The sequence below is a fragment of the Pseudomonas sp. 14P_8.1_Bac3 genome (assembly GCF_025466085.1).
GTDB lineage: Bacteria > Pseudomonadota > Gammaproteobacteria > Pseudomonadales > Pseudomonadaceae > Aquipseudomonas.
On record NZ_JANLOD010000072.1, the window covers coordinates 209,342 to 232,611 of the forward strand.

Consider the following 23,270-nt stretch of genomic DNA (forward strand, 5'->3'; position numbering starts at 1 on the left):
GGGCTTCTCCAGTCAGAGGGTGTGGGAGGCAGGTTTGGTGGCGGCCCCGTCGGCGCTGCTGACGCCGTTAAGGGCTGCGTTGAGCAGCACCGAGACCAGGCAGGCGATCACCACGCTGCTGTGCAGGAACGGCTGCGACCACTCGGGCATCTGCTTGAACAGGGCCGGCGCCAGCACCGGCACCAGGGCCGCGGCGATGGTGAAACCGACGATCAACACGTTGAAGCGGTTGCGCTCGTAATCGACTTTGGCCAGGGTCTGGATGCCCGCTGCGGCGACCACGCCGAACATGGCAATCCCGGCACCGCCGAGGGCGGCGGTCGGCATCGACGCGATGATGGCCCCGGCCTTGGGCACCAGCGCCACGGAACACATCAACAACCCGCTGACGGCCACCACCCAGCGACTGCGCACGCCGGTCAGGATCACCAGGCCGACGTTTTCCATGAAGGCAATGAAGGGAAACGCGGCGAACATCCCGGCGATGGTGCTCGCCAGGCCGTTGGCGCGCAGGCCGTTGATCACCTGTTTTTCTTCCACCGGTTTGTCGACGATGTCGCCAATGGCCACGAACAGGCCCATGGACTCGACCATCTGCACGATCATCACCACGACGATGGTCGCGATCGGGATCAGGCTGAAGGTCGGCAGGCCGAAGTAGAACGGATAGGGCACGGTGAGCCAGGGCGATTCCTGCACGCTGTGAAAACTGCCCATGCCCAGGCCGTAAGCCAGCCCTGCACCCACCAGCATGCCGACCAGCACCGCCATGTTGCGCATCATCGGACTGCCGTAGCGGTTGACCAGCAGAATGGTCGCGAGCACCACGGCGGCGACGGCAAGGTAAGCCGGCGCGCCGAAATCACTGGCATTGCGACCACCGCCGACCCACTCATAGGCAATCGGGAACAGCTGCAGACCGATCACCGTGACAATGCAGCCGGTGACCACTGGCGGAAAATACCGGCGCAATCGGCCCACGAACGGCGCAGCGAGCATCGTAAAGATGCCCGCGCCGATCACCGCTCCGCACACCCCGGCAAATCCCACCTCCGGGTTGCTGCCAATGGCGATGACCGGGCCGACGCTGCTAAACGCCACGCCCTGCAGGATCGGCAAGCGCACGCCGAATTTCCAGAAACCGACGGTTTGCAACAGCGTGGCGATGCCGGAGCAAAACAACGTAGTACTGATCAGCACCACGGTATCGGCCTGGGACATTTTCAAGGCACTGGCGACAATCAACGGCACGGCGATGGCGCCGATGTAGGAGACGGCCATGTGTTGCAGGCCGAGGGTGAGCATCTGTCGGACCGGCAGAATCTGGTCGACCGGGTGGACGGTGGAGGGGGTAGTGGCTGACGACATGGAGAATCACCTCTTGCTGTTGTTATTGGGTACAGAGGGGTATTCGTTCTGATGCGAGTCAGCGACGGGGCACTTGTGGGAGCGCGCCTGCTCGCGAAGAGGGCGTATCAGCAGACATCAATGTTGTCTGACACACCGCTTTCGCGAGCAGGCTCGCTCCCACCGTTTGTTTCGCCGTACCTGACGGGCATCTCACATTCGTGCTGTGTGCCCGGAGCCGCCATCCACCGGCTCCGATGCCGTTCTTTCAGCCTGCCAGGCAGGCGGCAAAGCCCTGGTTCAACGCCGCGCGGTCCAGGTCGCGGCCAATGAACACAATCTTGCTGGAGCGGGGCTCCGTGCCCCATGAAGTGGAGGCACGGAACTCGACCAGGCTGTGCACGCCCTGCAGCACGTAGCGTTGGTCCTGATCGGCCACCGACAGCACGCCTTTCATGCGATACAGGTTGTCGGCCTGCTCGGTACGCAGCGTGCTGATCCAACGGTGAAACGCGCCCAGGTTCACTGCACCGTCCACGGCAATACCGACTGAAGACACGCTGGGGTCGTGCGCATGATCCAGTTCATCGTGATGAGGGTCATCGGCGTGGTGATCATGCTCGGCGCCGATTTCCATCAGTTTTTGCGTCGATTCGAACGCGCCGATGCCGAGGATCTTCGACAGGTCGATTTCGGCGTAACTGGAGGTCACCAGATCCGCCGTGGCGTTCAACCCGCGAATCTTGCCGCGCAATGCGGCCACCTCGGCCTCGCTCACCAGATCAACCTTGTTGATGACGATGCGGTCGGCGCAGACGATCTGATCCACCGCCTGGTTGTCCACGCCATCCAGCTGCAAATCTTCCAGGTGCTGGGCGATGTGCTTGGCGTCGACCATGGTCACGATGGCGTCCAGCTCTACTTCATCGGCGATCGGGTCATTGATGAAAAAGCTTTGCGCCACCGGGTACGGATCCGCCAGGCCACTGGTTTCGATCAGGATGTGATCCAGCCGCACCGGGCGCGCCACCAGTTCGCGAACGATGCGCACCAGGTCCTCGCGAACCTCGGCGGTGCAGCACACGCAGCCGTTGACCATCTCGTAGATTTCTTCGGTCTCGGAGCTGAGCACCAGGTCGCCGTCGATGCCGACTTCGCCGAATTCATTTTCGATCACTGCAATCTTGCGGCCGTGGTTTTCCTTGAGGATGTAGTTGAGCAGGGTGGTTTTGCCGGCGCCGAGAAAGCCGGTGAGGATGGTCACCGGGATTTTGCGGTTCGGGGTTGGGGCGTTGAAGGGGTTGTTCATGTGAGGCTCCTTGGTGACGAATTGACCGGTGCACATTGAATTGGCGTAGGGCTGTTTTGGGTGGGAGCGGGCTTGCTCGCGAACGCGGTGGGTCAGTCGCCACTGCCGGTGAATGACACACCGCATTCGCGGGCAAGCCCGCTCTCACAAGGTTCTGTTGGCTCACCCCAGCGCAGCGCCGTCCCGGCATCGAGGCCGAACAGGTCGAGGACACGGCCGAGGCTGTGATCGACCATTTGCGAAAGGCTTTGCGGGCGGGCATAGAAGGCCGGCACCGGCGGGGCGATGATTCCGCCCATCTCGGTGACCGCGCTCATGTTGCGCAGGTGGGCGAGGGTCAACGGTGTTTCCCGGGCCATCAACACCAGGGTCCGGCGCTCTTTCAACGTAACGTCGGCCGCACGGCCGATCAGCCCCGAGGAGGTGCCGGTGGCGATCTCCGCCAACGTGCGCATGGAGCACGGCGCGACCACCATGCCCAGGCAACGAAACGAACCGCTGGCGATGCCGGCGGCGACGTCGTCGGCGCGGTGGTAGTGGCTGGCCAGTGCGGTGACGTCCGCCAGTTTGTAGTCGGTTTCATGGGCCATGGTCAGCAGCGCAGCGCGACTGATGATCAGGTGGCTTTCGATGTTCAGTTCTGCCAGCAGCTCGAGCAGGCGCACGCCGTAAACGAACCCCGAGGCACCGCTGATGCCGACCACCAAGCGCTGACGGTTCATGACGGATAGCTCTGCAGCAGATTGAGCGCGCGGGCGACCACATCCTGATCCAGTTGCGCCTTGATCCCGTCGAATCCCGAACCGCGCGTGGCGTCCAGCCCCATGCGCGAGGTGGTGCCGTTGACCGAGGAGGAGGGGTCCAGCGGACTGCCGGGCAAGCCATCGATGACGAAAATGTCCTGATGCGGCTGGAAGTGCGTGGCCAGGGCCCACAACACCTGACTGTCGTCACCGATGTCGATGTCGCTGTCCACCGCGATCACGGTTTTCAGGTACGGGTCCCAACCGAGCAGCGCGAGCATGATCTGTCGTGCCTCGCCATCGCGGCTTTGATCCAGTGCCACGTAGCAATGAAAATGCGTGCCGGAGTTGGGGTAGTGCACGGCGGTAACAGCGGGGAAGCGGGCCTTGAGTTTCTCGCTCATCTCCGCCTCCCGTGGCAGCCGCGCCAGGGTCAGGTGTTCGGCGTAGCGGCCGCCGACTACGTCCACCAGCCAGGCGTCCTTGCGCCGCATCAGGGTGTCGACTCGCAGTACGTTATTGGTTGACCGGTCGGAGGAATAGCCGCTGAATTCGCCGAACGGACCTTCCTCGGCATAGGCTGCCGGGTCGATGGCGCCTTCCAGCACAAACTCGGCATAGGCCGGTACGCCGATCCCGTAAAGCGGGGTCTTGACCAGCTCCAGCGGGGCACCGAACAGGCCGCCGGCCACCGCGCGTTCATCACTGCCGAACGGCAAGCGTGCGGCGGCGGCCAGCATGAACAACGGATGGGCGCCGACCACCATGGCCACGCGCAACTCTTCGCCGCGCTCGCGGGCGGTTTGCAGCATGCGCCACAGGTGACCGCGGGAATGCAGGCTGGTGGCGAGGGTCTGCCGGGCATGGCGCATCGAACGGTGGTAGCTCATGTTGGCGATGCCGGTGACCGGGTCTTCGGCAATGATGATCGCGTTGGTAATGTACGGGCCCCGGTCACTGTCGAAGTGCTTGAGCATCGGCAGCAGCGCCAGGTCCACCGCTTCACCTTCGAAGATCTCGTCGAGCACCGGGCCGGTGGCGACGTAGCGGGGCGCGATCGGATGATTGGCGCGGGTCTGGAAGGTTTCGTGCAGCTGCGCCGGGGTGACGCCGAAGATCCGCGCGATGCGGGTCCTGGAGGCGAACAGGTTGGTGGCCACCGGCACCCCGAGCTGCCCGACTTTTTCGCAGATCAGCAACGGGTCACGGCCTTGACTGGCCAAGGCATCGACCAGGGCGGTGACGTCCTGGTCGGCAGAAAGCGATTGACCAATCGTCAGCACATCGTCCGGGTACTGCCGGCGATAGGCGTCGATGAAGTCGTGGAAATCCTGGGTTTCGCCGAGCGTTGAGAGGGACATGGTTTCACCTCGTAAAAACGATGCTGTGCACGGGCAGGCGCCGGCTTGCTGGCGATGAAGTGTCAGTGACATTGATGTCGACTGGCACACCATCCCCGGCAAACCGGCTTCTACAGGGAGGGCGACGCTAGAGGTACGTCGTGGTCAGGCGAATGTCGGCCTCGACCAGGTCCTTGGGCGGCGGTGTCGGTTCGATGCCGCACAACCGGGCAATGTTGTTGCCCAGGTAGTCCTCGAGGTGATCCTCATCGATCCCCAGGCCCTGCGGCGCTGGCGAACACAGCACTTCGAGTTCGCGCAGCCACATGCCCGGTTCGTTCGGCGGCGAGTCGGTGCCGAACACGATCTTGTTGCGCGGCAGGTCCTTGGCGAACTCGACGATCCGTGACTGGAAGCACCAGCCGGATTCGCAGTACACGTTCGGCGTGTCCATGGCCATCCAGAACGCTTCGAACGAGTAGTTGCCGCCGGTCTGGATACCGAAGTGACCGATGATGAAATTGACCATCGGGAACTCGCGGATGATCGGGTAGAACATCGTCGGAATGGTGTACGGGCCGTCGCCGGTGTGGATCAGCACGACGATGTTGTATTTGGCGCAGACTTTCATGGCCGGGCGCAACCAGTCGAGTGCCCGGTCCGGGCGATAGCCGTGCATGTTGGCGTGCAGCTTGAGCATCTTGAAGCCGTATTCCTTGATGTGGAATTCCAGCTCCGCCGCACCGTTTTCCGGTCCCCAGCGCGGGTTGAAGTTGAAGTTGCCAATGAAGCGATCCGGGTATTTCACGCAGAGCTCGGCGACGTAGGACATGTAGTCGCGCACACCTTCGCGACCGCGACGATTGCCGTCGCGATAACCGGTGTTGCCCGGTGGCGGCTGGATAAAGCCCATGTCGATGCGTCGCGGTTTGCCATTGATCATGTACGGGCCGTCCATCAGCTTGAGCATGCGCTCGCCAGTGAACGGTTCGCCGGTGTGGCGCCAGGCCTCGTCGACCAGGTTGGTGGGGTGCAGATGGGTATCGATAATCATCGGTTCAACTCCTGGCCAGCTGGGTGGTGACAGGGCGCTTCAACTGCGCCTCGGCTTCGGACACGGAACGGGGCGGCGGGGTCGGTTCGAGGCCGATCATCCGTGCGGTGTTGTTGCCCAGGTACTCTTCGAGGGTGTCCTCGTCGAGATTCAGGCCTTGCGGCGGCTCATGGCAGAGCACTTCCAGCAGGCGCAGCCACATGCCCGGCTCGTTCGGTGGGGTGTCGGTGCCGAAGAGGATTTTGTGGGTGGGCAAGACCTTGGCGAACTCGACGATCCGCGATTGCAGGCACCAGCCGGATTCGCAGTAGACGTTGGGCAGCTCCATCGCCCATTGCATCGGTTCGAACACATAGACGCCACCGGTCTGCACCCCGAAGTGCGCCATGATGAAATCGACGTTGGGGAACTCCTTGATCATCGGCACCCATTCCGACGGGATGCTGTATGGCCCGTCGCCGGTGTGCAGCTTGACCGGGATGCCCAGCTCGGCACATTTCTCGAAGGCCGGACGGACCCAGTCCAGGGCACGGTCCGGGCGATAGGCGTGCATGTTGGCCTGCATCTGGACCATCTTGAAGCCGTGTTCCTTGACGTAGCGCTCGATCGCCTCGACGCCGTTCTCCACGCCGCAGCGCGGGTTGTAGACGAAGCAGCCAATGAAGCGGTCCGGGTAGGTCTGGACCATCTTAAGCGTGTACGCCATGTAGGCATCGATGGACTCGCGCCCGGTGAGGTCGCCATCGGTCCAGGTGTAAATGGTGTTGCCCTGTGGCGGCTGGATGAAGGCTTTGTCGATGCGGCGAGGTTTGCCGTTGACCATGTACGGGCCATCCATCATCTCCAGCAGACGCTCGCCGGTGAACGGGTCACCGTCATGCCTCCAGGCGAGGTCCACCAGGTCGGTGGGATAGCAACTGATATCGATGATCATTGAAGTCGATCTCCTGATAGCGGGGAAGGGAACCTTGCGGTTCACAGCAGCCACGTCCCGGGCAATCGGCCATTTCTATGCGCATTGCTGCGCATTCCCTCGCCTGGTCGCATCCGGCTCGGGACGCTGGCTGCTTGGGGGGAAGTATTGGAAGGGGGGATCGGGTTCGTACAATATTAATTGGGCGAGGGGGTGATACGCGTTCGATATGGAGCAGGGTTTTGCGATGGATGTGCCGGACTCTTCGCGAGCAAGCCCGCTCCCCCAGGATGAAATACATTCCAAGTGTGGGAGCGGGCTCGCTCGCGAAGCCGTCAGCCCAATGTCTGTTGAGCCAACTGCTTGATCACTTCAACCACCGGCGCCACCCGCTCGGCCTGACCCGGCGGCCATACCGCGTAGAGATTGTAGTGCGCCGCAATCTTCGCCTCGTTCAGCTCCACCAGGCGCCCGGAGCGCAATGCATCCGCCGCGAGCAACCCGCGCACCAGTCCCGCGCCGACCCCGGCTTCGGCAGCGGCGATCAGGTTGGCGGCGTTATCGAAAATCACCCGTGCCGCCGGTTCGCTCGGCGCCATTTCGGCGGCGTCCAACCAGGGAATCCACGACCTGCGCGTGTACCCCAGCAACGGCAATTCCAGCACCTGCGCCGGCGTGATGGGCACCTGCAAACCATGGCGTTGCAGCAGGGCAGGCGAGGCGACGGCCCGCACGCTGTCTTCGCAAATCTGGGTCATTTCACCGTCGTCCCAATCGCCGTAGCCATAGCGCAGCGCCAGGTCCACCCGTTCGAACGAACTGCGGTCCGAGCGCGGCATCGACAGCAACACCACTTCATGGTCAGGCAATAATTCGAGCAGCTCCGGCAAGCGCGGATTGAGCCAGCTTTGCGCCAGTTCACTGTCGATATCGATGGTCAACCGTTGCGCGATGCTGCGATTTTTCACCGACGACAGCGCCCGGTCGATTTGCGCAAGGCCGTCGGACAGCACGCTGGCAAACAATTGCCCGGCGTCGGTCAGGTTGCTGCCGCCACCTTCACGGACGAACAGCGGCTGGCCGATGAAGTCTTCCAGGCTGCGAATCTGCTGGCTGATCGCGCTGTGGGTCAGGTCGAGCTTGCGCGCGGCGCTGGAGAAGCTTCCGCTGCGAGCCGCCTGGATAAAGGCACTCATGGACTGCACCGACGGGTATCGCTTGTACATGCTGTTAGTCCTACTTACACAGGATGGCAGAAAACGTCGCTGGCCGGTTTTTGCCCGGGCTCCCAATAATCGGCGACCAGGCCCGCACAAAGACGGGCCGCTCTCCTGGAGCCTGACAATGATCGAATTCACGGTAAACGGCGAACGACACGAGCTGGTCGAACCGTCGCCCTCCACGCCCTTGTTATGGGTGTTGCGAGACCACTTGAAACTCACCGGCACCAAGTTCGGTTGCGGCATGGGCCTGTGTGGTGCCTGCACCGTGCACCTGGACGGCGTCGCGGTACGTTCCTGCCAACTGCCGGTCGCTGCCGTGGCGGGGCACAGCATCACCACCATCGAAGGCCTGTCACCCACCGAACAGCACCCGCTGCAATTGGCCTGGGTTGCCGAAGATGTGCCGCAATGCGGTTACTGTCAATCCGGTCAGCTCATGTCCGCGGCTGCGTTGCTCGCCACCGGAGCGGCGGTCACCGATGACTCGATCCGCAACGCCATGTCCGGCAATCTGTGCCGCTGTGGCACTTACGGGCGAATCAACAAAGCCATCAAGCGCGCCGCGGCTGCGCCCAAGGAGGCGTGATGTCTTTTATCGATGACACTCGGATCGACCTGCCGCGCCGGCTTTTTCTCAAGCAGGCGACCACGCTCACTGCCGGTCTGGCGATTGCGTTTTATCTGCCTTTGGGCATAGCGGCGGCGGACCCCAAGGCCCCGTTGCCGTCAGGTGAATTCGAACCGAATGCCTGGGTCCGGGTGATGCCCGACGGCACGGTGAAATTGGTAGTGCACAAACACGACTCCGGCACCGGCACCCACACCGCGCTGGCGGCATGCGTGGCCGAAGAGCTGGATGTGAATCCGATGACCGTACAGGTCATTTCGCCTGAAAACCCGTTTTTCGAGGCCTACATTCACCCGGTCTGGAAGGTCTATTCCACTGGCGGCAGCACCAGCGTGTCACTGGAATACCAGCGCTTGCGGATGGCCGGCGCCACGGCTCGTACCCTGTTACTGACGGCCGCGGCGAAGCGGTGGAACGTCGGCCCCGACAGTTGTACGACTGAAGAGGGACGGGTTGTGCATGGCGCCAGCCAGCGCAGCCTCGGCTACGGTGAATTGGCGGCCGAGGCTGCGCATTTGTCGGCACCGGCCAAGGTCACGCTGAAGGACCCGGCGCAGTTCCAATACATCGGCAAATTGCGGCACAAGCGGGATGCGGCGGCCAAGGTGTGTGGGCGCTTCAAATACAGCATCGACGTCGTGCTGCCGCAGATGCTGGTGGCGGTGATCCAGCGCGCTCCCGTGGTCGGTGCGAAAGTGCTGGCCGTGGATTCCAATGCCGCGTTGCAGGTGCCGGGCGTGCGCAAGGTCATTGCGATCCCGGGCCGCCCCGACGTACTCGGCGGCAATCAGGAAGGTGTCGCGGTCCTGGCTGACACTTACTGGGCTGCCCATCAGGGGCGAGCGGTGTTGAACGTGCAATGGAGCGAATCGCCCCTGGCCGGTTTCGACAGTGATCAATTGGCCACGGTGCAAGCAGCGGCCATCGACGACCCGGCTGCACAGCGGGTATCCGCACTGGCGGCGGGAAATGTCGCCGAGCAGTGGCCGAACGCCGCCAGGCTGCTCGAAGCCGACTATCGCATGCCCTACAAGGTGCAAAACCCGCTGGAGCCGGTGTGCATCACCGCGCAGGTCTCGAACAACGCCATCACCTACTGGGGCGGCGTGCAGGTGCCGTCGTCGGCGCTTGAGGCCGCCGAAACGGTATGCAGGATCGCCAAGGACAAGGTCACCATCAACGAGTTGGTGTCCGGTGGCAGTTTCGGTGCGCGGGAGGCCAAGTACTGGTTGTTCGAAGTGGCCTACCTGGCGCAACAGGCGAAGGTGCCGGTCAAGCTGATGAACAGCCGTGAAGATGAAATGCGTTCGCTGTTCATGCACCCGGCCACGTTGCACCGGGCCAAAGGGGCGCTGGACGCCGAGGGACGCTTGACCGCGTTGCAACTCGACGCGGTGTCGCCGGCTTCGCCGGAGCAGTGGGAGCCAGGGTACTTCGAGCGTTCGGACCACATGGACTACAGCACCACCGAAGCCATCACCGCGTGGGACTTCGCCTATCGCCCGGCGAACCTGGACCTGGCCTGGGTCAAGCATGAAAGCAACGTGCCCAGCGGCTGGTATCGCTCAGTCAGTTTCATTCCCAACGTGTTCGCCGTGGAAAGCTTCATGGATGAACTGGCCCATGGTGCCGGGCAGGACCCTTTGGCCTTTCGCCTGGCCCACATGCACGACCGGCCTCGACACGTCGCGGTGCTGAAAAACGCTGCCGAACGCGCTGGTTGGGGCGAACCGTTGCCGGAAGGCACGGCATTGGGGATCGCCACCAACCAGGGGTACACCAGCTTCATCGCGGTGGTCGCGCGGCTGTCGAAAAAGGACGGGGTGGTGAAGGTCGAGAAGCTCACCTGCGTGGTCGATTGCGGCCTGGCGGTATCGCCGGGCGGTGTCGAAGAACAGATCTACGGCGGATTGATGTGGGGGCTGGGTCATGCGCTGTTCGATCGCATGGACATCAAGCAGGGCCGGGTCGTGCAGAGCAACTTTCATGACTATCGGGTGACACGCATGTCCGACATGCCGACGGTAGACATCCTGGTGCTGGACGGTGAGCCGGGCAAACCCGGCGGCGTCGGTGAACTGGGCAGCCCGTCGGTGGCCCCGGCCATCGCCAATGCCCTGTTCAGCCTGACCGGCGTGCGCCAGCGCTCGACGCCACTGACCCTGGGCTAAGCCGTCATGGACCTGCGCCTGCTGCGGTATTTCATGGCCCTTGCCGAGGAGCTGCACTTTGGCCGGGCCGCCACGCGTCTGCACATCTGCCAGCCGCCGCTGAGCCAGCAGATTCGCCTGCTGGAGGAGGAACTGGGCACGCCGCTGTTCGAGCGCAGCCATCACCGGGTCGAGCTGACCGCGGCCGGGCAGATGCTCAAGGAACAGGCACCGCTGGTATTCGAACAACTGAACCGCGCACTGGACCTGACCCGTCAGACCGGACGGGGCCAGTTGGGGGAGCTGGAAATCGGCATGATCAGTTCGGTCATGGTGGGCGTGCTGCCGGGGGCGTTGCACCTGTTCCGCGAGCGCTATCCTCAGGTGTCCTGGCGCCTGCATGAAATGACACCGGCGGCTCAGGTCGCGGCGTTGAAGGAAAAACGCATCGATGCCTGTGTATTCAGGGTCGGCTATGACGATCCGCAGTTGCGCAATGAACTGCTGATCTACGAGCCGATTCGCGTGGTGATGCCGGTCGATCATCCCTTGGCCCAGCGCGAAAGCCTGGCGCCCGCGGACCTGGCGCAGGAGCCTTTTGTGGCGCTGGAGCTCAAGCAGTCGCGGTTTGCCGATTTTCTCTTTCAGTGCTGCATCAAGTCGGGTTTCACCCCTCATATCCGTCAGCAGGTCATCGAGGTACAAACCCTGCTCAGTCTGGTACGCGCCGGCTTCGGCGTGGCGTTATTGCCGGCGTCCATCGAGCAGATGGCGCCTGCCGGGCTGGTGTTCCGCCGCCTGACCCCAGCCTTGCCGGAGGTGCCGCTGTACGTCACTTATCGCGCTGACGATGACTCGCCGGTGCTCAAGCTGTTTCTCGATACGTTACGCGAACGGGTTCTCGAGGAACGCGGTGGTGGATCGTATCGATGAGGGTCGCGCGGCAAAAAATGGATAGCGGTCGCCTGGCCCGAGCGGACAGGGATAAGCCCCTCTGATAGTCTCTCCCGGGCCTGCTTTCGGCCTGACACAAAGGAGATGGGGTGGATGAGCAAATTCAGGGTTCGCGAGCTGAAAAGCACGGATACCGCGGCGTTGCTCGCGTTCGAAATCGAGAACCGTGAATGGTTCGAATCTCACATCGACGCGCGCGATCCTGCTTTTTACTCATTGCAGGGTGTCGCCCATCACATTGAACACTATCTGCTCGATTTCGCTCGTGGCGCCTGGCACCCGTTGGTTATCGAGGATGACAGTGGAAAAATAGTCGGCCGAGCCAATCTGAAAAGCATCAACTCGCCGGCGCGTTCCGCGGAAGTTGGCTACCGGGTAGGTCAACGCGTTTGTGGGCAGGGACTGGCCACGCTGGCGCTGCAACAGCTGATCCACGAGGCACAATCACGTTGGCAACTCACGCAGCTGGTTGCGTATGTCTACCCGGAGAACGCAGGCTCGAAAAAAGTACTCGAACGCTGCGGATTCTTGCTCGAACAGCCTGCTGACCACGACCAAACAGCAGGCGAATGCCGGTTTGTGCGCCCGATCCACTGTAGGAGCGAGCTCGCTCGCGATGGTCGTTAACGCTGACGCGGGCTGCCTGAATGAACGCGCCGTCTTTGAAACCATCGCCAGCATGCTGGCTCCTACAGGTGTTGGTGTGATCCCGATTCCGCCATTCACTCCGGATGGGAATTCGCACCCCCGGCATTTTTTACTATCATTCTGATAATAGAATCAAATACTGTATAAAGAATAAAGCGAGCCACTTGCTCGCTCAGACACGTCCTATAAAAACAAAAACGGAACTCCACATGTCACTCCTGAAAAGCCTTTCCATTGGCGCCAAGCTCCTGATGCTGCCGGCGTTATTTGTGCTCGCTCTGCTGGTTGTCTCGGGTATGGCCTATTACGGGCTGGCCAGGCAGCAGGCGGTTATCGAGGAAATCGACCAGTTGCGTTTCCAGCAATATCGCCAGGTACTGGAGACGTCGTCTGCTTCCCAGGCCGCGATGGTCGGTGCCTATGCCACTGGCTCGCGCATCCTTGAATCCAGCGGCCAGGCGTCCGCCGAAGAACTGGAATCCTACCTTGAGGACATGCAGGCCAGCGTCGACGACATGCGGGCCGGGCTCGACAAGGTGGCCCGCGAAACACGTCTGGGCGAGGAAGAGAAGGAGCTCTATCGCGCGGTGCAGGATCAGGCCGCGGTGGTGGGTGAAGGCCTGGAGGAATTCAAGCGCACAGCGTTGAGCGATCAAGTCCAGGCCGCCTCTCTGCTCGGGCGGGTGCGCGCCGACAACAACGGGTTGCAAGGGCAATTCAATCGTCTGCTGGGCCTGCAGGCGGAACTGACCTCCGCTGCGTTCGCCGAGGCGGGCGCCATGCAACGGCAGGTGTCACGGATGCTGGTCACGGTGCTGCTGATTGCCAGTGCACTGGCCGTCCTCGCCAGTCTGTTGTTGCGCGCGCAGATCATTCGGCCCATCCGTGAGATTGAGCAGGCGTCGATCGAGATGCGCGATGGTGACCTGACCCGGCGCGTGCGGGTGATGGGGCGAGACGAGGTGGCGCACACGGCGCAGGCGTTCAACCAACTCATCGACAGCTTCCAGCAGGCCATGCGCCAGGTCGCCGCCGTCGCGGCCTCGGTCGGCGCCTCGGCAGAGGAACTGGTCGGCACCTCGGCACGCGTGGCCGAGAGTTCTACGGCGCAGGCCGGAGCGGTTGGCGCGGTGTCGATGACCATCGAGCAGATGAGCGACGGGATTGCCGCGATCTCCAGCCATGCGGAAAGCCTGCGCAGCTGTGCCGAGGCCAGTTTGCGGGGGCCGAAGACGGGCACCTGGCGTTGTCGCGGCTGCTCGAGAAAATCGACAGCGTGCGCCTTGCCTTCTCGGCCATCCGCGGTTCGGTGGGCGACTTCGTCGAAAGCACCACGGCAATCACCGCCAGCATCGGTCAGGTCAAGGACCTCTCGGCGCAGACCAGCATGCTCGCGCTCAACGCGGCGATCGAGGCGGCCCGGGCCGGCGAGAGCGGACGCGGTTTCAGCGTGGTGGCTGACGAAGTGCGCAACCTGGCGCAGCGCTCGGCGCTGGCCGCCAACTCGATCAATCAGTTGACGATGAAGCTGGAGAGCCAGTCCGAGGTGGTCGACGAAGCGTTGCGCGCCGGCACGGTCGCTCTGGACGACAGCGGCCGACTGCTGAGCGAGCTGGAAAGCACCCTGCAGCAGGCAACGGAACTGGTCGGCGACTCCACGCGCGGGGTGGACCGGATCGCCGACGCGGTGAGCGTGCAGAGCGAAGGCGGGCGCGGCATCGTGGAGAACGTCGAGCACATCTCACGCATGGCTGGCGAGGGTGATGCGATCACCCATCAGGTATCAAGGGCCGTGGTCTCGCTGCGTGAACTGTCCGACGAGCTGAGCCTGGCAGTGGGACGGTTTCGCTTCGAGACCTGATCGTCAGGCGGGGGGCTTGCCTGACTCTTCGGCGTGCGGAATATCAGCAACAGCGGCATGATCCCGATGGACAGCAGCATCAGCAGCTTGAAGTCATCCAGGTAGGCAATCCAGCTGGCCTGCACGGTGATCATGCCATCCAGCGCCGCACGCCCGCTGGCGGTTAACGGGTTGAGCTGGGCGCTCACCGGCCAGGCGTAGAACAGGCGGTTGAACGGTGTCACATAGGCACCGATTTCCGCATGGTTGATCTGGGTGTTTTGTGCCAGCAGCACTGTCACGATCGAGATGCCGACGCTTGAGCCGACATTGCGTGACAGGTTGTACAGGCCCGTGGCTTCGCCGCGCAGATGCGGGGGCAGGGTGGTGAAGGCGATGGTGGTCAGCGGGACGAACAGCAGCCCGAGGCTCGCGCCCTGGATGAAGCCCACGTAGATGATGGTGTCGATCGATACCGCCGGCGTCCATCCGGTCATCATGTACATCGACCACGCGGACAGCGCCAGGCCGCAGAACAAAATCCAGCGAATGTCGACTTTGCCCATGATCTTGCCGGCGAGGAACATGCTCAGCATCGTCCCCAGGCCGCGCGGGCCCATGACCAGGCCAGCGGTGAGCACCGGGTAGCCCATCAGGGTTTGCAGGTAAGGCGTCATCAGCGCCAGCGACGCCAGATAGGTAATGCCAATGATGAAGATGAACACGACCGCTACCGAGTAGTTGCGGTCCTTGAACAGTTTAAGGCTGATAAAGGGCTTGTCGTGGGTGAAGGTGTGGACGAGGAAAATGTACGAAGCGACGGCGGCGACCAGGGCCTCGATGATGATTTCCCCTGAGTCGAACCAGCCCAGTTGCTCCCCGCGGTCGAGGAACAATTGAATCGCCATGATGGCGACGCTGAGCGAGCCAAAGCCCAGCCAGTCAAGGCGCGCGGTGCGGTCGGCCGGGGTTTCGCGAATGAAGCGGGTCATGCCGATAAAGGCCAGCAACCCGATCGGCAAGTTGATAAAGAACACCCAGCGCCAGCTGAGGTGCTCCGTCAGCCAGCCGCCGAGCATCGGCCCCAGCACCGGGCCGACCATCACCGAGACGCCGAACAGGGCCACGGCCGAGCCACGGTCTTTCAGCGGGTAGATATCCAGCAGAATGCCTTGCGACAACGGAACCAGGGCAGCGCCTGCCAGCCCTTGCAGCAGGCGGAACAGAATGATTTCTTCCAGGGAGCGGGCAATACCGCAGAGCACCGACGCCAGTACAAAACCAAAGATCGACCACAGCAGCACGCGCTTGCGACCGAAGCGCCGGGCGAGGAATGCCGAGGGCGGCGTCATGATCGCCGTGGCGACGATGTACGAGGTCAGCACCCAGTTGATCTGATCGGCGCTGGCCGACACGCTGCCTTGCATATAGGGCAGGGCGACGTTGGCGATGGTGGTGTCCAGCGCTTGCATGACCACGGCCAGGACCACGCAAAGCGTGATCAGCATCCGCAGCGGTGAGGGCGGCAGCGGCCCGGATGCTTCACTCATGATGGCGGGCGAACAGGTTGCTCAACGGTTTCGGCAGGCCGCGGGCGGTGCCGGTATCGATCTCTACCACGGCGCTCATGCCATGGCGCAGCGCCGGTTTGCCGGCCGCATCGTCGATACGGATCCGCAGCGGAATACGCTGCACGACCTTGACCCAGTTGCCCGTGGTGTTCTGCGCCGGCAGCAGCGAAAAGCTCGAACTGGAGGCCGGGCTGATGCTTTCCACGGTGCCGTGCCAGATGACACCGGGGTAGGTGTCGACCTCGATGGAGACGCCCTGGCCGGCATGAGCGTTGGTCAGCTCGGTTTCTTTCGGTGAGGCGGCCACCCACAGGCGCTCGCTGGACACCAGGCTGAAGCCCGACTGTGGCGGTTGCAGGTAAGCGCCCACTTGCAGCGCGTCAACGTTGGTCACCACGCCATCGAACGGCGCGGTCACCACGGTGTTACGCAGGTTGCGTTCGGCTTCATTGAGCGCCGCTTTCGCTTGCAGGTAGGACGGGTGCTGCTCCAGAGGCCTGTCCAGCCGCCCACCCAGTTGGGCCAATGCCGCGGCGGCCTGGGCTTTCGCGACTGACACCTGTTGGCGGGTGTTGTCGAGGTCCTGGCGGGCGTCGTCGTAGAGGGTTTTTGATACGGCAGCCACGCTGACCAGCTTTTCCAGGCGTTGGAGATTGGTCTGGAAGTACGGCAGCCGGGCTTCCGCCTGGGCAATCTCGGCCAGCGACTGGTTGTAGCTGGCCTTGAGGTAGAGGATCTGGTTGCGTGCGTTTTCCAGTTGCGCGGTGGCGCTGGCCAAGGCGATCTCAAAGGGTTCGGCTTTCAGGCGAAACAACACCTGGCCCTTGCGCACGACCTGGTTGTCAGTCACCTCGATGGCCGCCACGATCCCGGCCACATCCGTGGACACACCGACCCGTTCAGCCTGAATGTAAGCGTTGTCGGTGCTGACCACCTGGCCGCCCACTACGTACCAGACGGCACTCGCCACGACGGCGAGCGGTGCCAGCAGAAACAATCCGCTGCGCCAGCGTTGCCGTGCCGCGTCAGGCGGTCCCTGCACGGAACTGTCAGGGGTTGGCGCCTCGGGCATCTGCATTTGAGGTTTTTCCGGTGGATCGATCGGCCGGGCTTCGGCATGCACCGCAGGACGCTGCAAGGTGGACTCAGCCATGTTTCACCTCAGGCGCCGCGCAAGCGACGGGTTGATCCACGGGCTGGCTGCAGGCCGTCAATAAATGTTCGCGCATCCGTTCGAGGTACTGCAGCAATTGGTCGTGCTCCTGAGCGGAAAAGTCCACCATGGTTTCCACCCGGGTCTGTTCACCTATGGTGCGCATGAACTGCAGCAGCGGGTGGGCAGTGGGGGTGAGGAACAGCAAGGTAAAACGGCGGTCGGTGGGATGGTTGCGGCGCTCGATCAAACCGCGCTCCTGCATTTTGTCGAGCAGGCGCACCAACGTGACCGACTCTATTTCCAGCAGGTCGGCCAGGCCTTTCTGGTGAATGCCCTCATGCACGGACAGCTTGGCAAGCACTTGCCATTGCGAGCGTGTGAGGCCGGCTGCGCGGGCCCGCTGTTCGAAGCGTTTACGCATCAAGCGGGCTACGTCATGAAGGACAAAGCCGAGGGTGGATCGAGTCATCGTCAGAGCGCCTGAAATTAACTGAGCAAGCTCATAGTAATGAGGCTTATGAATTTTCCGCCAGCCATTTTTTGCAAATTTTTGATCATTAATCAGAAAAATGTTCACTAATGTTTTTCCGCGAAAAAGTCATACTCCGAACGGACGATGCTTATGCATAGGTCGGCTCCAGGCCCTTCGGTGAAGCTGTTTTTGTTTAAGATATGATCATTAATCTGATATCTGTGCATTTTTATGTTGCCCGCTTCGCGTTGACCGTCTAACGTTGCGCTAATCGCGATACCTGCAGCTGCCCGAAAAACAACAAAAAATGAGGCGAACCGATGACGACTCCTGGCTGGTGGGCCATGGCGCTTTCCGAAGCCGTGAATGACCAAACACCGTTGGCCGTAGCCTACGGTGGCGAAGAGCTGGTGCTGTTCCGCAATGCGGCCGGCCAGGCGTAACGATACGTCAGGGCAGCTACCCGGACCCGAGTGTAACCAGCGCGTGGACCGAGCTGTTTCATATATTCAGGCGGCAGGTATCAGAAAATCAGATGACAAAAGGCAATGACATTTCCATGCGCCAGCTGCGCTATTTCGTGGCTGCCGCCGACGCTGGCCAGTTTTCCCAGGCGGCACTCAAGGCGCATGTTTCGCAGTCGGCGATCACGGCCGCGGTGTTGCATCTGGAGCAGTCCATGGGTGTCAGCCTGTTCGACCGCTTGCCCCATGGCGTGGCGCTGACTGCGGAAGGCAACAAGTTCGCGCAGCATGCGCGACACATTCTCGACACCCTGCAGGACGCGCTCAGTGAGCCGCTGTTTCTCGGCCACGCCATGCACGGCACTGTGCGTGTCGGCGCCTCTTACACGGTACTGGGCTATTTTCTGCCGGCGTTGCTGGCGCGCTTCAAGCGCAGCTACCCGCAGGTCGAGATCGACCTGGTCGACATGGACCGCCAGAGCATCGAAGCCGCTTTGAGCAACGGCGACCTCGACCTGGGCCTGGCGATTGTTTCCCTGGGAATCCCGTGGACTGGCGCCGAAAGTCGCTTTTCGCACCTCTTCCATGGAGGCCTTACGCGGGCTGGTGGGGCATGGTTTCGGCGTCACCATTCTCTCGGACATGCTCTATCGCGCCTGGTCACTGGAAGGCAAGAAGATCGAGGTCCGGCCGCTGGTGGACGTGATTCCGCCGATGGAACTGGGCCTGATCTGGCTGCCGGATAACCGCTTGTCAGCACCCACCCAGGCCTTTCGCCAGTTCCTGATCATGGCCTGTGCCTCCTGATCCTGTCACTGGCGCGGGGTGTTGTCCGGCGGCCATGTGCCGTTGTTCATCAGGCTGTCGAAGGTCTCGGTCATCTCTTGCGCCGAGTTCGGATAGTCATGCCGCACCCACCACAACCAAAGCCCGATCAGCGCGCCGACAAAGCAGCGTACGGCCGCTTCGCCGCGCATGTGTTCCAGCGGGGAGCCAGCTTGCTGGCGATGGAAGAACGTGCGCCACGTTGAACCAGTCGTTGACGATCATCGTCGGAACGCCGCCCACTGCAAGTGTGGAACCGCCAGTAGCCGTTACCTCAGCAACGGATATTCCCCGATCAGCCAGCAAAAAAAAGGGCCGCCACAACCCGACGTTGCAGCGACCCGAGGGTGACTCTCTTTATTCGCGATGGCCCAAAAAGCCACCGGCCGCCAAAGCGATCAATGCGCCCCGGCCGCCTTGTTCAAATCACTTTCTGCCCACTCGGTATACACACAAGCGTCCGCCGTCGCCCAGCGCACCCGCACCGGATCCCCGGTCTTCAGCGGCATCCCCGCAGCCGACAGCGCCTTGACCGTCATCGAAGTGCCACCCAGCGTTTTCACCGTGCACGTCTGACTCTCACCCAAAAACAGCACCTCACCGACTATCGCCGACACCTCGTTCCACCCGGCCAAAAGCGAATCTTGGGCCGCCTGCTCGACGCTCAGCGCCAGCGCCTTCTCCGGCCGCACCATCAGCAACACGTCCTGGTCGGTCTGCAACCCGGGAGTCAGTCGAATCGACAACGACTGCCCCTCGAACGCCGCCACCGCATTGCCCTGAGCCTTGAGCTTGAGGAAGTTCGAGTTACCCAAAAACGACGCCACGAACGCGTTCGGCGGGTTCTGGTACAGGTCATAACCACTGCCCAGCCCGACAATCTTGCCGTGGCTGAAAATCGCAATGCGCTGTGACAAACGCATGGCCTCTTCCTGATCGTGGGTCACGTAGACGATGGTGATCCCGAGGCGCCGATGCAGTTGGCGCAACTCGTCCTGCAAGTCTTCACGCAGCTTTTTATCGAGTGCGCCCAGCGGCTCATCCATCAACAGGATGCGCGGCTCGTAGACCAGCGCCCGGGCAATGGCGACCCGTTGCTGCTGGCCACCGGACAGTTGCGAAGGGCGGCGATGGGCGAACTGTTCGAGTTGCACCAGTTTGAGCATGGCATCGACCCGACGCTCACGTTCAGCGCTGGCCAGTTTGCGAATCGCCAGCGGGAAGGCGATGTTGTCGCGGACCGACAGGTGCGGGAACAGCGAATAACGCTGGAACACCATGCCAATGTCGCGCTTGTGCGGCGGTACGTTGACCAGCGATTGACCGTTGACCAGGATCTCGCCGCTGCTCGGGGTTTCGAAGCCGGCGAGCATCGACAGCGTCGTACTTTTGCCAGAGCCGCTGGAACCGAGGAAGGTCAGGAATTCACCGTCCTTGATGTCCAGCGAGATGTCATCCACGGCGGCAAATTCGCCGTAGTACTTGTTCAGGTTGCGCAGGCTCACCAGAGGTTGGTCATTTTGCTGCGCGGTATCTTTGATCACTGCACTCATGTCGTACTCCTGGCGCTCAGGCGCTGATTTCATTGCGCCGGCGAAGGACGGCGGCGATCACCATGACCAGGACAGAGAGGCCGATCAGCAGCGTCGAGGCGACGGCGATCACAGGCGTCAGGTCCTGGCGCAGGGTGGTCCACATTTTCACGGGAAGGGTTTGCAGGGTCGGGCTGGCCATCATCACGCTCAGCACCACTTCATCCCACGAGACCAGGAAGGCGAAGAGAGCGCCGGCCACCATCCCTGGGCGAATCGCCGGAAAGGTCACCTTGAACACCGCTTGCAGGCGCGAGGCGCCGCAGATCACCGCCGCGTCTTCGATCGACTGATCGAACAGCTTCAGCGAGTTGATGATCGAGATGATGGTGAACGGTAGCGCCACGATGACGTGGCTGACCACGAACGCGAACATCGTCCCGGTGTAGCCCAGCTTGAGGAACAGCGCGTACACCGCCACCGCGATGATCACCAGCGGCACGATCATCGGCAGGGTGAACAGGCCGTAGAGCATTTCCCGTCCTGGGAAGCGTCCACGCACCAGGGCAAACGCGGTGGGCAGACCGAGCGCCACGGCGAAGAACGTAGTCAACACCGCGACCTTGAGGCTGGCCATCGCCGCGTTCATCCAGTCCGCATTGGAAAAGAACTGGCCGTACCATTTCAGCGTCCAGCCCGGTGGCGGGAACACCAGCCACTGCGAGGAACCGAACGACAGCAGCACGATGAACACAATCGGCAACAGCAGGAACAACGCGATCAGGCCCGTGGTGAAATACAGGCCGAAACGCATGCGCCGGCTCATGGCATTGGGGGTCAGGAGCATGATGGCTTACCTCGCGTTGCTGGCGCCAACCGGGGATTCCGGCTGGAGCTTCAGGTAGAAGTAGAACAGCACCAGCGTGATGACGATCAGCAACGCGGCACCGGCGCTGGCCAGGCCCCAGTTGAGGAACGACTGCACCTGCTGAATGATGAATTCGGGCAGCATCATGTTCTGCGCACCACCTAACAGAGCGGGGGTGACGTAGTAACCCAGCGACATCACGAACACCATCAGGCCGCCGGAGAACAGTCCCGGCCGGCACAGCGGCAGGAACACCCGGAAGAAGTTGGTCCACGGACTGGCGCCGCAGATCGAGCCCGCTTGCAGGATCATCGGATCGATGGCCTGCATGGTCGCCTGCAAGGGCAGCACGATGAACGGGATCATGATGTAGCTCATGCCGATCACCACGCCGGTGAGGTTATGCACCATCTCCAGCGGCTGATCGATGATGCCCATGGCCATCAACGCCTTGTTGATCACCCCCGAGGCTTGCAGCAGCACCAGCCAGGAATAGGTGCGGGCGAGCAGGCTGGTCCACATCGACAGCAGCACGATGTTGAGAATCCAGCGACCCCAGCCACGGGGCACCAGGGTGATCGCCCAGGCCAGTGGAAAGCCCAGCAGCAGGCTGAACAGTGTCACCAGGCCCGCCACCGAGAAGGTGTTGAGCAAGACCCGGGCATACGCCGAGTTGGCGAACAGTTGTTCGTAGTTGCCCAGGCCCGGTACCGGCTCCAGTACACCCCGCAGCAACAGCCCGATCAGCGGCGCCAGGAAGAACAGACCGAGGAACAGCAGGGCGGGGATCAGGTTGCTCGATCCGCGCCAGCGCTGCGCCAGTGAAGGGGCTTGATTCATCGCCGCCGCTTTGCCGGGAACCGCCCCGAGGGCGCCAGCGGCGCTCCCGGTCGGTGTCGGTTGACGGGAGGCTGTTGCCGTCATTTTCATTTGACCAGCCATTCGTTCCACCGTGTCGCGATGGCCGGACCGTTCTTGGCCCAGTACGCGAAATCGAGAGTGATTTGATCCTTGGCGTAAGCGGTCGGCAGGTTAGGTGCCAGCACCGAATCCAGGCGCGCCACGCTGTCGACGTTGACCGGGGCATAGGCGGTCAGGTTGGAGAAGTCGGCCTGTCCCTTGGCGCTGCTCGCGTTGGCCAGGAACTTCATCGCCGCGGCCTTGTTTTTCGTGCCTTTGGGCACGACCAGAATGTCGGCCATGACCAGGTTCTGTTTCCAGCTCACGCCCACTGGCGCGCCGTCTTCCTGCAAGGCGTGGATCCGGCCGTTCCAGAACTGACCCATGCTCGCTTCGCCGGAGGCCAGCAGCTGTTGCGACTGCGCGCCGCCGCCCCACCAGACGATGTCTTTCTTGATGGTGTCGAGTTTCTTGAAGGCGCGATCCAGGTCCAGCGGGTAGAGCTTGTCGACGGCGACGCCATCCGCCAGCAGCGCCAGTTCGAGCACGCCAGGGCTTGGCCATTTGTAGAGGGCGCGTTTGCCGGGGTAGGTCTTGGTGTCGAACAGCGCGGACCAGTCCTGGGGTTTGCTGGCGCCTAGCTTGCTTTCGTTGTAGCCGAGGACGAAGGAAAAGAAGAACGAACCGACGCCGTGATCGGAAACAAATCGCGGGTCAATCTTGTCGCGCTGGATCACCGTGAAGTCGAGGGGTTCGAGCAGGCCTTCGGCAGCGGCGCGCAGGGCGAAGTCGGCTTCGACATCGACCACGTCCCATTGCACGTTACCGCTTTCGACCATGGCTTTGAGTTTGCCGTAGTCGGTCGGGCCATCCTGGACCACGGTGATGCCGCTGGCCTTGCTGAACGGATCGGCCCAGGCCTGCTTCTGCGCATCCTGGGTGCTACCGCCCCAGCTGACGAAGTTGACGCTTTCCGCCGCCAGCAACGCCTGGCTGGTCACGCTCAGCAGTCCCGCGAAAAGTACTGCGGTCGCACGTTTGTTCAACACCATTTTCACGCCCTCATTGTTGTGTTTATGAGCGGGGCTTTCGAATGCCCGCCTATCGGGAGCAGTAGGTCCGGCGGGCCAGTGATGGTCGTCCGGTCTATGGAATATCATATTATGGTATTCCAAACTTTGTGCAAGCACTTTGCCGTACCGGCTATCTGCCAAAACGGGGTTTTCCGCTTTGAACCCTGTACCTGGAGCAGCGCCTGTGGGTGGGGGGGGGGGGGGGGGGGGGGGGGGGGGGGGGGGGGGGGGGGGGCGGGGGGGGGCGGCGGGGGGGGGGG

The 23,270-nt window shown here is 62.3% G+C and carries 20 protein-coding genes and 2 pseudogenes; 7 read left to right on the forward strand and 15 right to left on the reverse strand.

Annotated features, from left to right (window positions below):
- Window positions 1–12: 12 nt before the first annotated feature.
- The 7 genes from NTD84_RS26270 to NTD84_RS26300 form a co-directional block, all read right to left on the reverse strand.
- Complete coding sequence (locus tag NTD84_RS26270) at window positions 13–1,368, reverse strand: nucleobase:cation symporter-2 family protein (protein WP_262171738.1); 1,356 nt, start codon at window positions 1,366–1,368, stop codon at window positions 13–15.
- 247 nt (window positions 1,369–1,615) lie between these two features.
- A complete protein-coding gene (locus NTD84_RS26275; protein ID WP_262171740.1) occupies window positions 1,616–2,656 on the reverse strand; it encodes a CobW family GTP-binding protein in 1,041 nt (346 codons plus the stop codon).
- Window positions 2,657–2,748: 92 nt separating this feature from the next.
- Window positions 2,749–3,378, reverse strand: a complete 630-nt coding sequence (locus NTD84_RS26280; protein WP_262171742.1) for a UbiX family flavin prenyltransferase — start codon at window positions 3,376–3,378, stop codon at window positions 2,749–2,751.
- The gene (locus tag NTD84_RS26285; protein ID WP_262171745.1) at window positions 3,375–4,760 is read right to left on the reverse strand and encodes a UbiD family decarboxylase; all 1,386 of its coding nucleotides are present in this window, start codon (window positions 4,758–4,760) and stop codon (window positions 3,375–3,377) included. The genes NTD84_RS26280 and NTD84_RS26285 overlap by 4 nt, the downstream gene beginning before the upstream one ends.
- 127 nt (window positions 4,761–4,887) lie before the next feature.
- Complete coding sequence (locus NTD84_RS26290; RefSeq protein ID WP_179054175.1) at window positions 4,888–5,793, reverse strand: amidohydrolase family protein; 906 nt, start codon at window positions 5,791–5,793, stop codon at window positions 4,888–4,890.
- Between the two features lie 4 nt (window positions 5,794–5,797).
- A complete protein-coding gene (locus NTD84_RS26295) occupies window positions 5,798–6,727 on the reverse strand; it encodes an amidohydrolase family protein (protein ID WP_090183042.1) in 930 nt (309 codons plus the stop codon).
- Between the two features lie 314 nt (window positions 6,728–7,041).
- On the reverse strand, window positions 7,042–7,932 hold the full coding sequence (locus NTD84_RS26300) for a LysR substrate-binding domain-containing protein (protein ID WP_262171752.1): 891 nt from the start codon (window positions 7,930–7,932) through the stop codon (window positions 7,042–7,044).
- Between the two features lie 118 nt (window positions 7,933–8,050).
- On the opposite strand from NTD84_RS26300, the gene NTD84_RS26305 reads away from it, so the two are divergent.
- The 5 genes from NTD84_RS26305 (at window position 8,051) to NTD84_RS30165 (ending at window position 14,170) form a co-directional block, all read left to right on the forward strand.
- On the forward strand, window positions 8,051–8,515 hold the full coding sequence (locus NTD84_RS26305; protein WP_262171755.1) for a (2Fe-2S)-binding protein: 465 nt from the start codon (window positions 8,051–8,053) through the stop codon (window positions 8,513–8,515).
- Complete coding sequence (locus NTD84_RS26310; RefSeq protein WP_262171757.1) at window positions 8,515–10,728, forward strand: xanthine dehydrogenase family protein molybdopterin-binding subunit; 2,214 nt, start codon at window positions 8,515–8,517, stop codon at window positions 10,726–10,728. Before NTD84_RS26305 ends, NTD84_RS26310 begins: the two co-directional genes overlap by 1 nt.
- Window positions 10,729–10,734: 6 nt before the next feature.
- Window positions 10,735–11,640: a LysR substrate-binding domain-containing protein gene (locus NTD84_RS26315; RefSeq protein ID WP_262171759.1), complete on the forward strand. Its 906-nt coding sequence runs from the start codon at window positions 10,735–10,737 to the stop codon at window positions 11,638–11,640.
- Between the two features lie 114 nt (window positions 11,641–11,754).
- Window positions 11,755–12,288, forward strand: coding sequence for a GNAT family N-acetyltransferase (locus NTD84_RS26320; protein WP_262171762.1), 534 nt, complete (start codon window positions 11,755–11,757; stop codon window positions 12,286–12,288).
- Window positions 12,289–13,618: 1,330 nt separating this feature from the next.
- Window positions 13,619–14,170 carry a methyl-accepting chemotaxis protein gene (locus NTD84_RS30165; RefSeq protein WP_410017380.1) on the forward strand — a complete coding sequence of 184 codons (552 nt, stop codon included), beginning with the start codon at window positions 13,619–13,621 and terminating at the stop codon, window positions 14,168–14,170.
- Here the strand turns inward: NTD84_RS30165 and NTD84_RS26330 are convergent.
- From NTD84_RS26330 to NTD84_RS26340, 3 genes are read right to left on the reverse strand one after another with little or no spacing between them, the layout of a single operon-like run.
- On the reverse strand, window positions 14,086–15,699 hold the full coding sequence (locus NTD84_RS26330) for a DHA2 family efflux MFS transporter permease subunit (protein ID WP_262171765.1): 1,614 nt from the start codon (window positions 15,697–15,699) through the stop codon (window positions 14,086–14,088). The genes NTD84_RS30165 and NTD84_RS26330 overlap by 85 nt on opposite strands.
- On the reverse strand, window positions 15,692–16,873 hold the full coding sequence (locus tag NTD84_RS26335; RefSeq protein WP_262171767.1) for an HlyD family secretion protein: 1,182 nt from the start codon (window positions 16,871–16,873) through the stop codon (window positions 15,692–15,694). Before NTD84_RS26335 ends, NTD84_RS26330 begins: the two co-directional genes overlap by 8 nt.
- Window positions 16,866–17,453: a MarR family winged helix-turn-helix transcriptional regulator gene (locus NTD84_RS26340; protein WP_262171769.1), complete on the reverse strand. Its 588-nt coding sequence runs from the start codon at window positions 17,451–17,453 to the stop codon at window positions 16,866–16,868. The genes NTD84_RS26335 and NTD84_RS26340 overlap by 8 nt, the downstream gene beginning before the upstream one ends.
- Before the next feature lie 215 nt (window positions 17,454–17,668).
- Between NTD84_RS26340 and NTD84_RS26345 the strand changes: the two genes are divergently transcribed.
- Together NTD84_RS26345 and NTD84_RS26350 are read left to right on the forward strand one after the other, a co-directional pair.
- Window positions 17,669–17,791, forward strand: a complete 123-nt coding sequence (locus tag NTD84_RS26345) for a hypothetical protein (RefSeq protein ID WP_262171771.1) — start codon at window positions 17,669–17,671, stop codon at window positions 17,789–17,791.
- Between the two features lie 92 nt (window positions 17,792–17,883).
- Window positions 17,884–18,619 (forward strand): annotated as a pseudogene (locus tag NTD84_RS26350) (LysR family transcriptional regulator).
- Window positions 18,620–18,624: 5 nt separating this feature from the next.
- Here the strand turns inward: NTD84_RS26350 and NTD84_RS26355 are convergent.
- The 5 genes and pseudogenes from NTD84_RS26355 to NTD84_RS26375 all read right to left on the reverse strand — a co-directional run.
- A pseudogene (locus NTD84_RS26355) lies at window positions 18,625–18,816 on the reverse strand (TetR-like C-terminal domain-containing protein); the annotation flags it as partial.
- Between the two features lie 219 nt (window positions 18,817–19,035).
- Window positions 19,036–20,190, reverse strand: a complete 1,155-nt coding sequence (locus NTD84_RS26360) for an ABC transporter ATP-binding protein (RefSeq protein ID WP_262171776.1) — start codon at window positions 20,188–20,190, stop codon at window positions 19,036–19,038.
- Between the two features lie 16 nt (window positions 20,191–20,206).
- On the reverse strand, window positions 20,207–21,016 hold the full coding sequence (locus NTD84_RS26365; protein ID WP_262171778.1) for an ABC transporter permease: 810 nt from the start codon (window positions 21,014–21,016) through the stop codon (window positions 20,207–20,209).
- Between the two features lie 6 nt (window positions 21,017–21,022).
- Window positions 21,023–21,967, reverse strand: a complete 945-nt coding sequence (locus NTD84_RS26370) for an ABC transporter permease (protein ID WP_262171796.1) — start codon at window positions 21,965–21,967, stop codon at window positions 21,023–21,025.
- Entirely contained in the window at window positions 21,964–22,989 is a 1,026-nt protein-coding gene (locus NTD84_RS26375) for an ABC transporter substrate-binding protein (protein ID WP_262171781.1), read from the reverse strand. The genes NTD84_RS26370 and NTD84_RS26375 overlap by 4 nt, the downstream gene beginning before the upstream one ends.
- Between the last annotated feature and the right edge of the window lie 281 nt (window positions 22,990–23,270).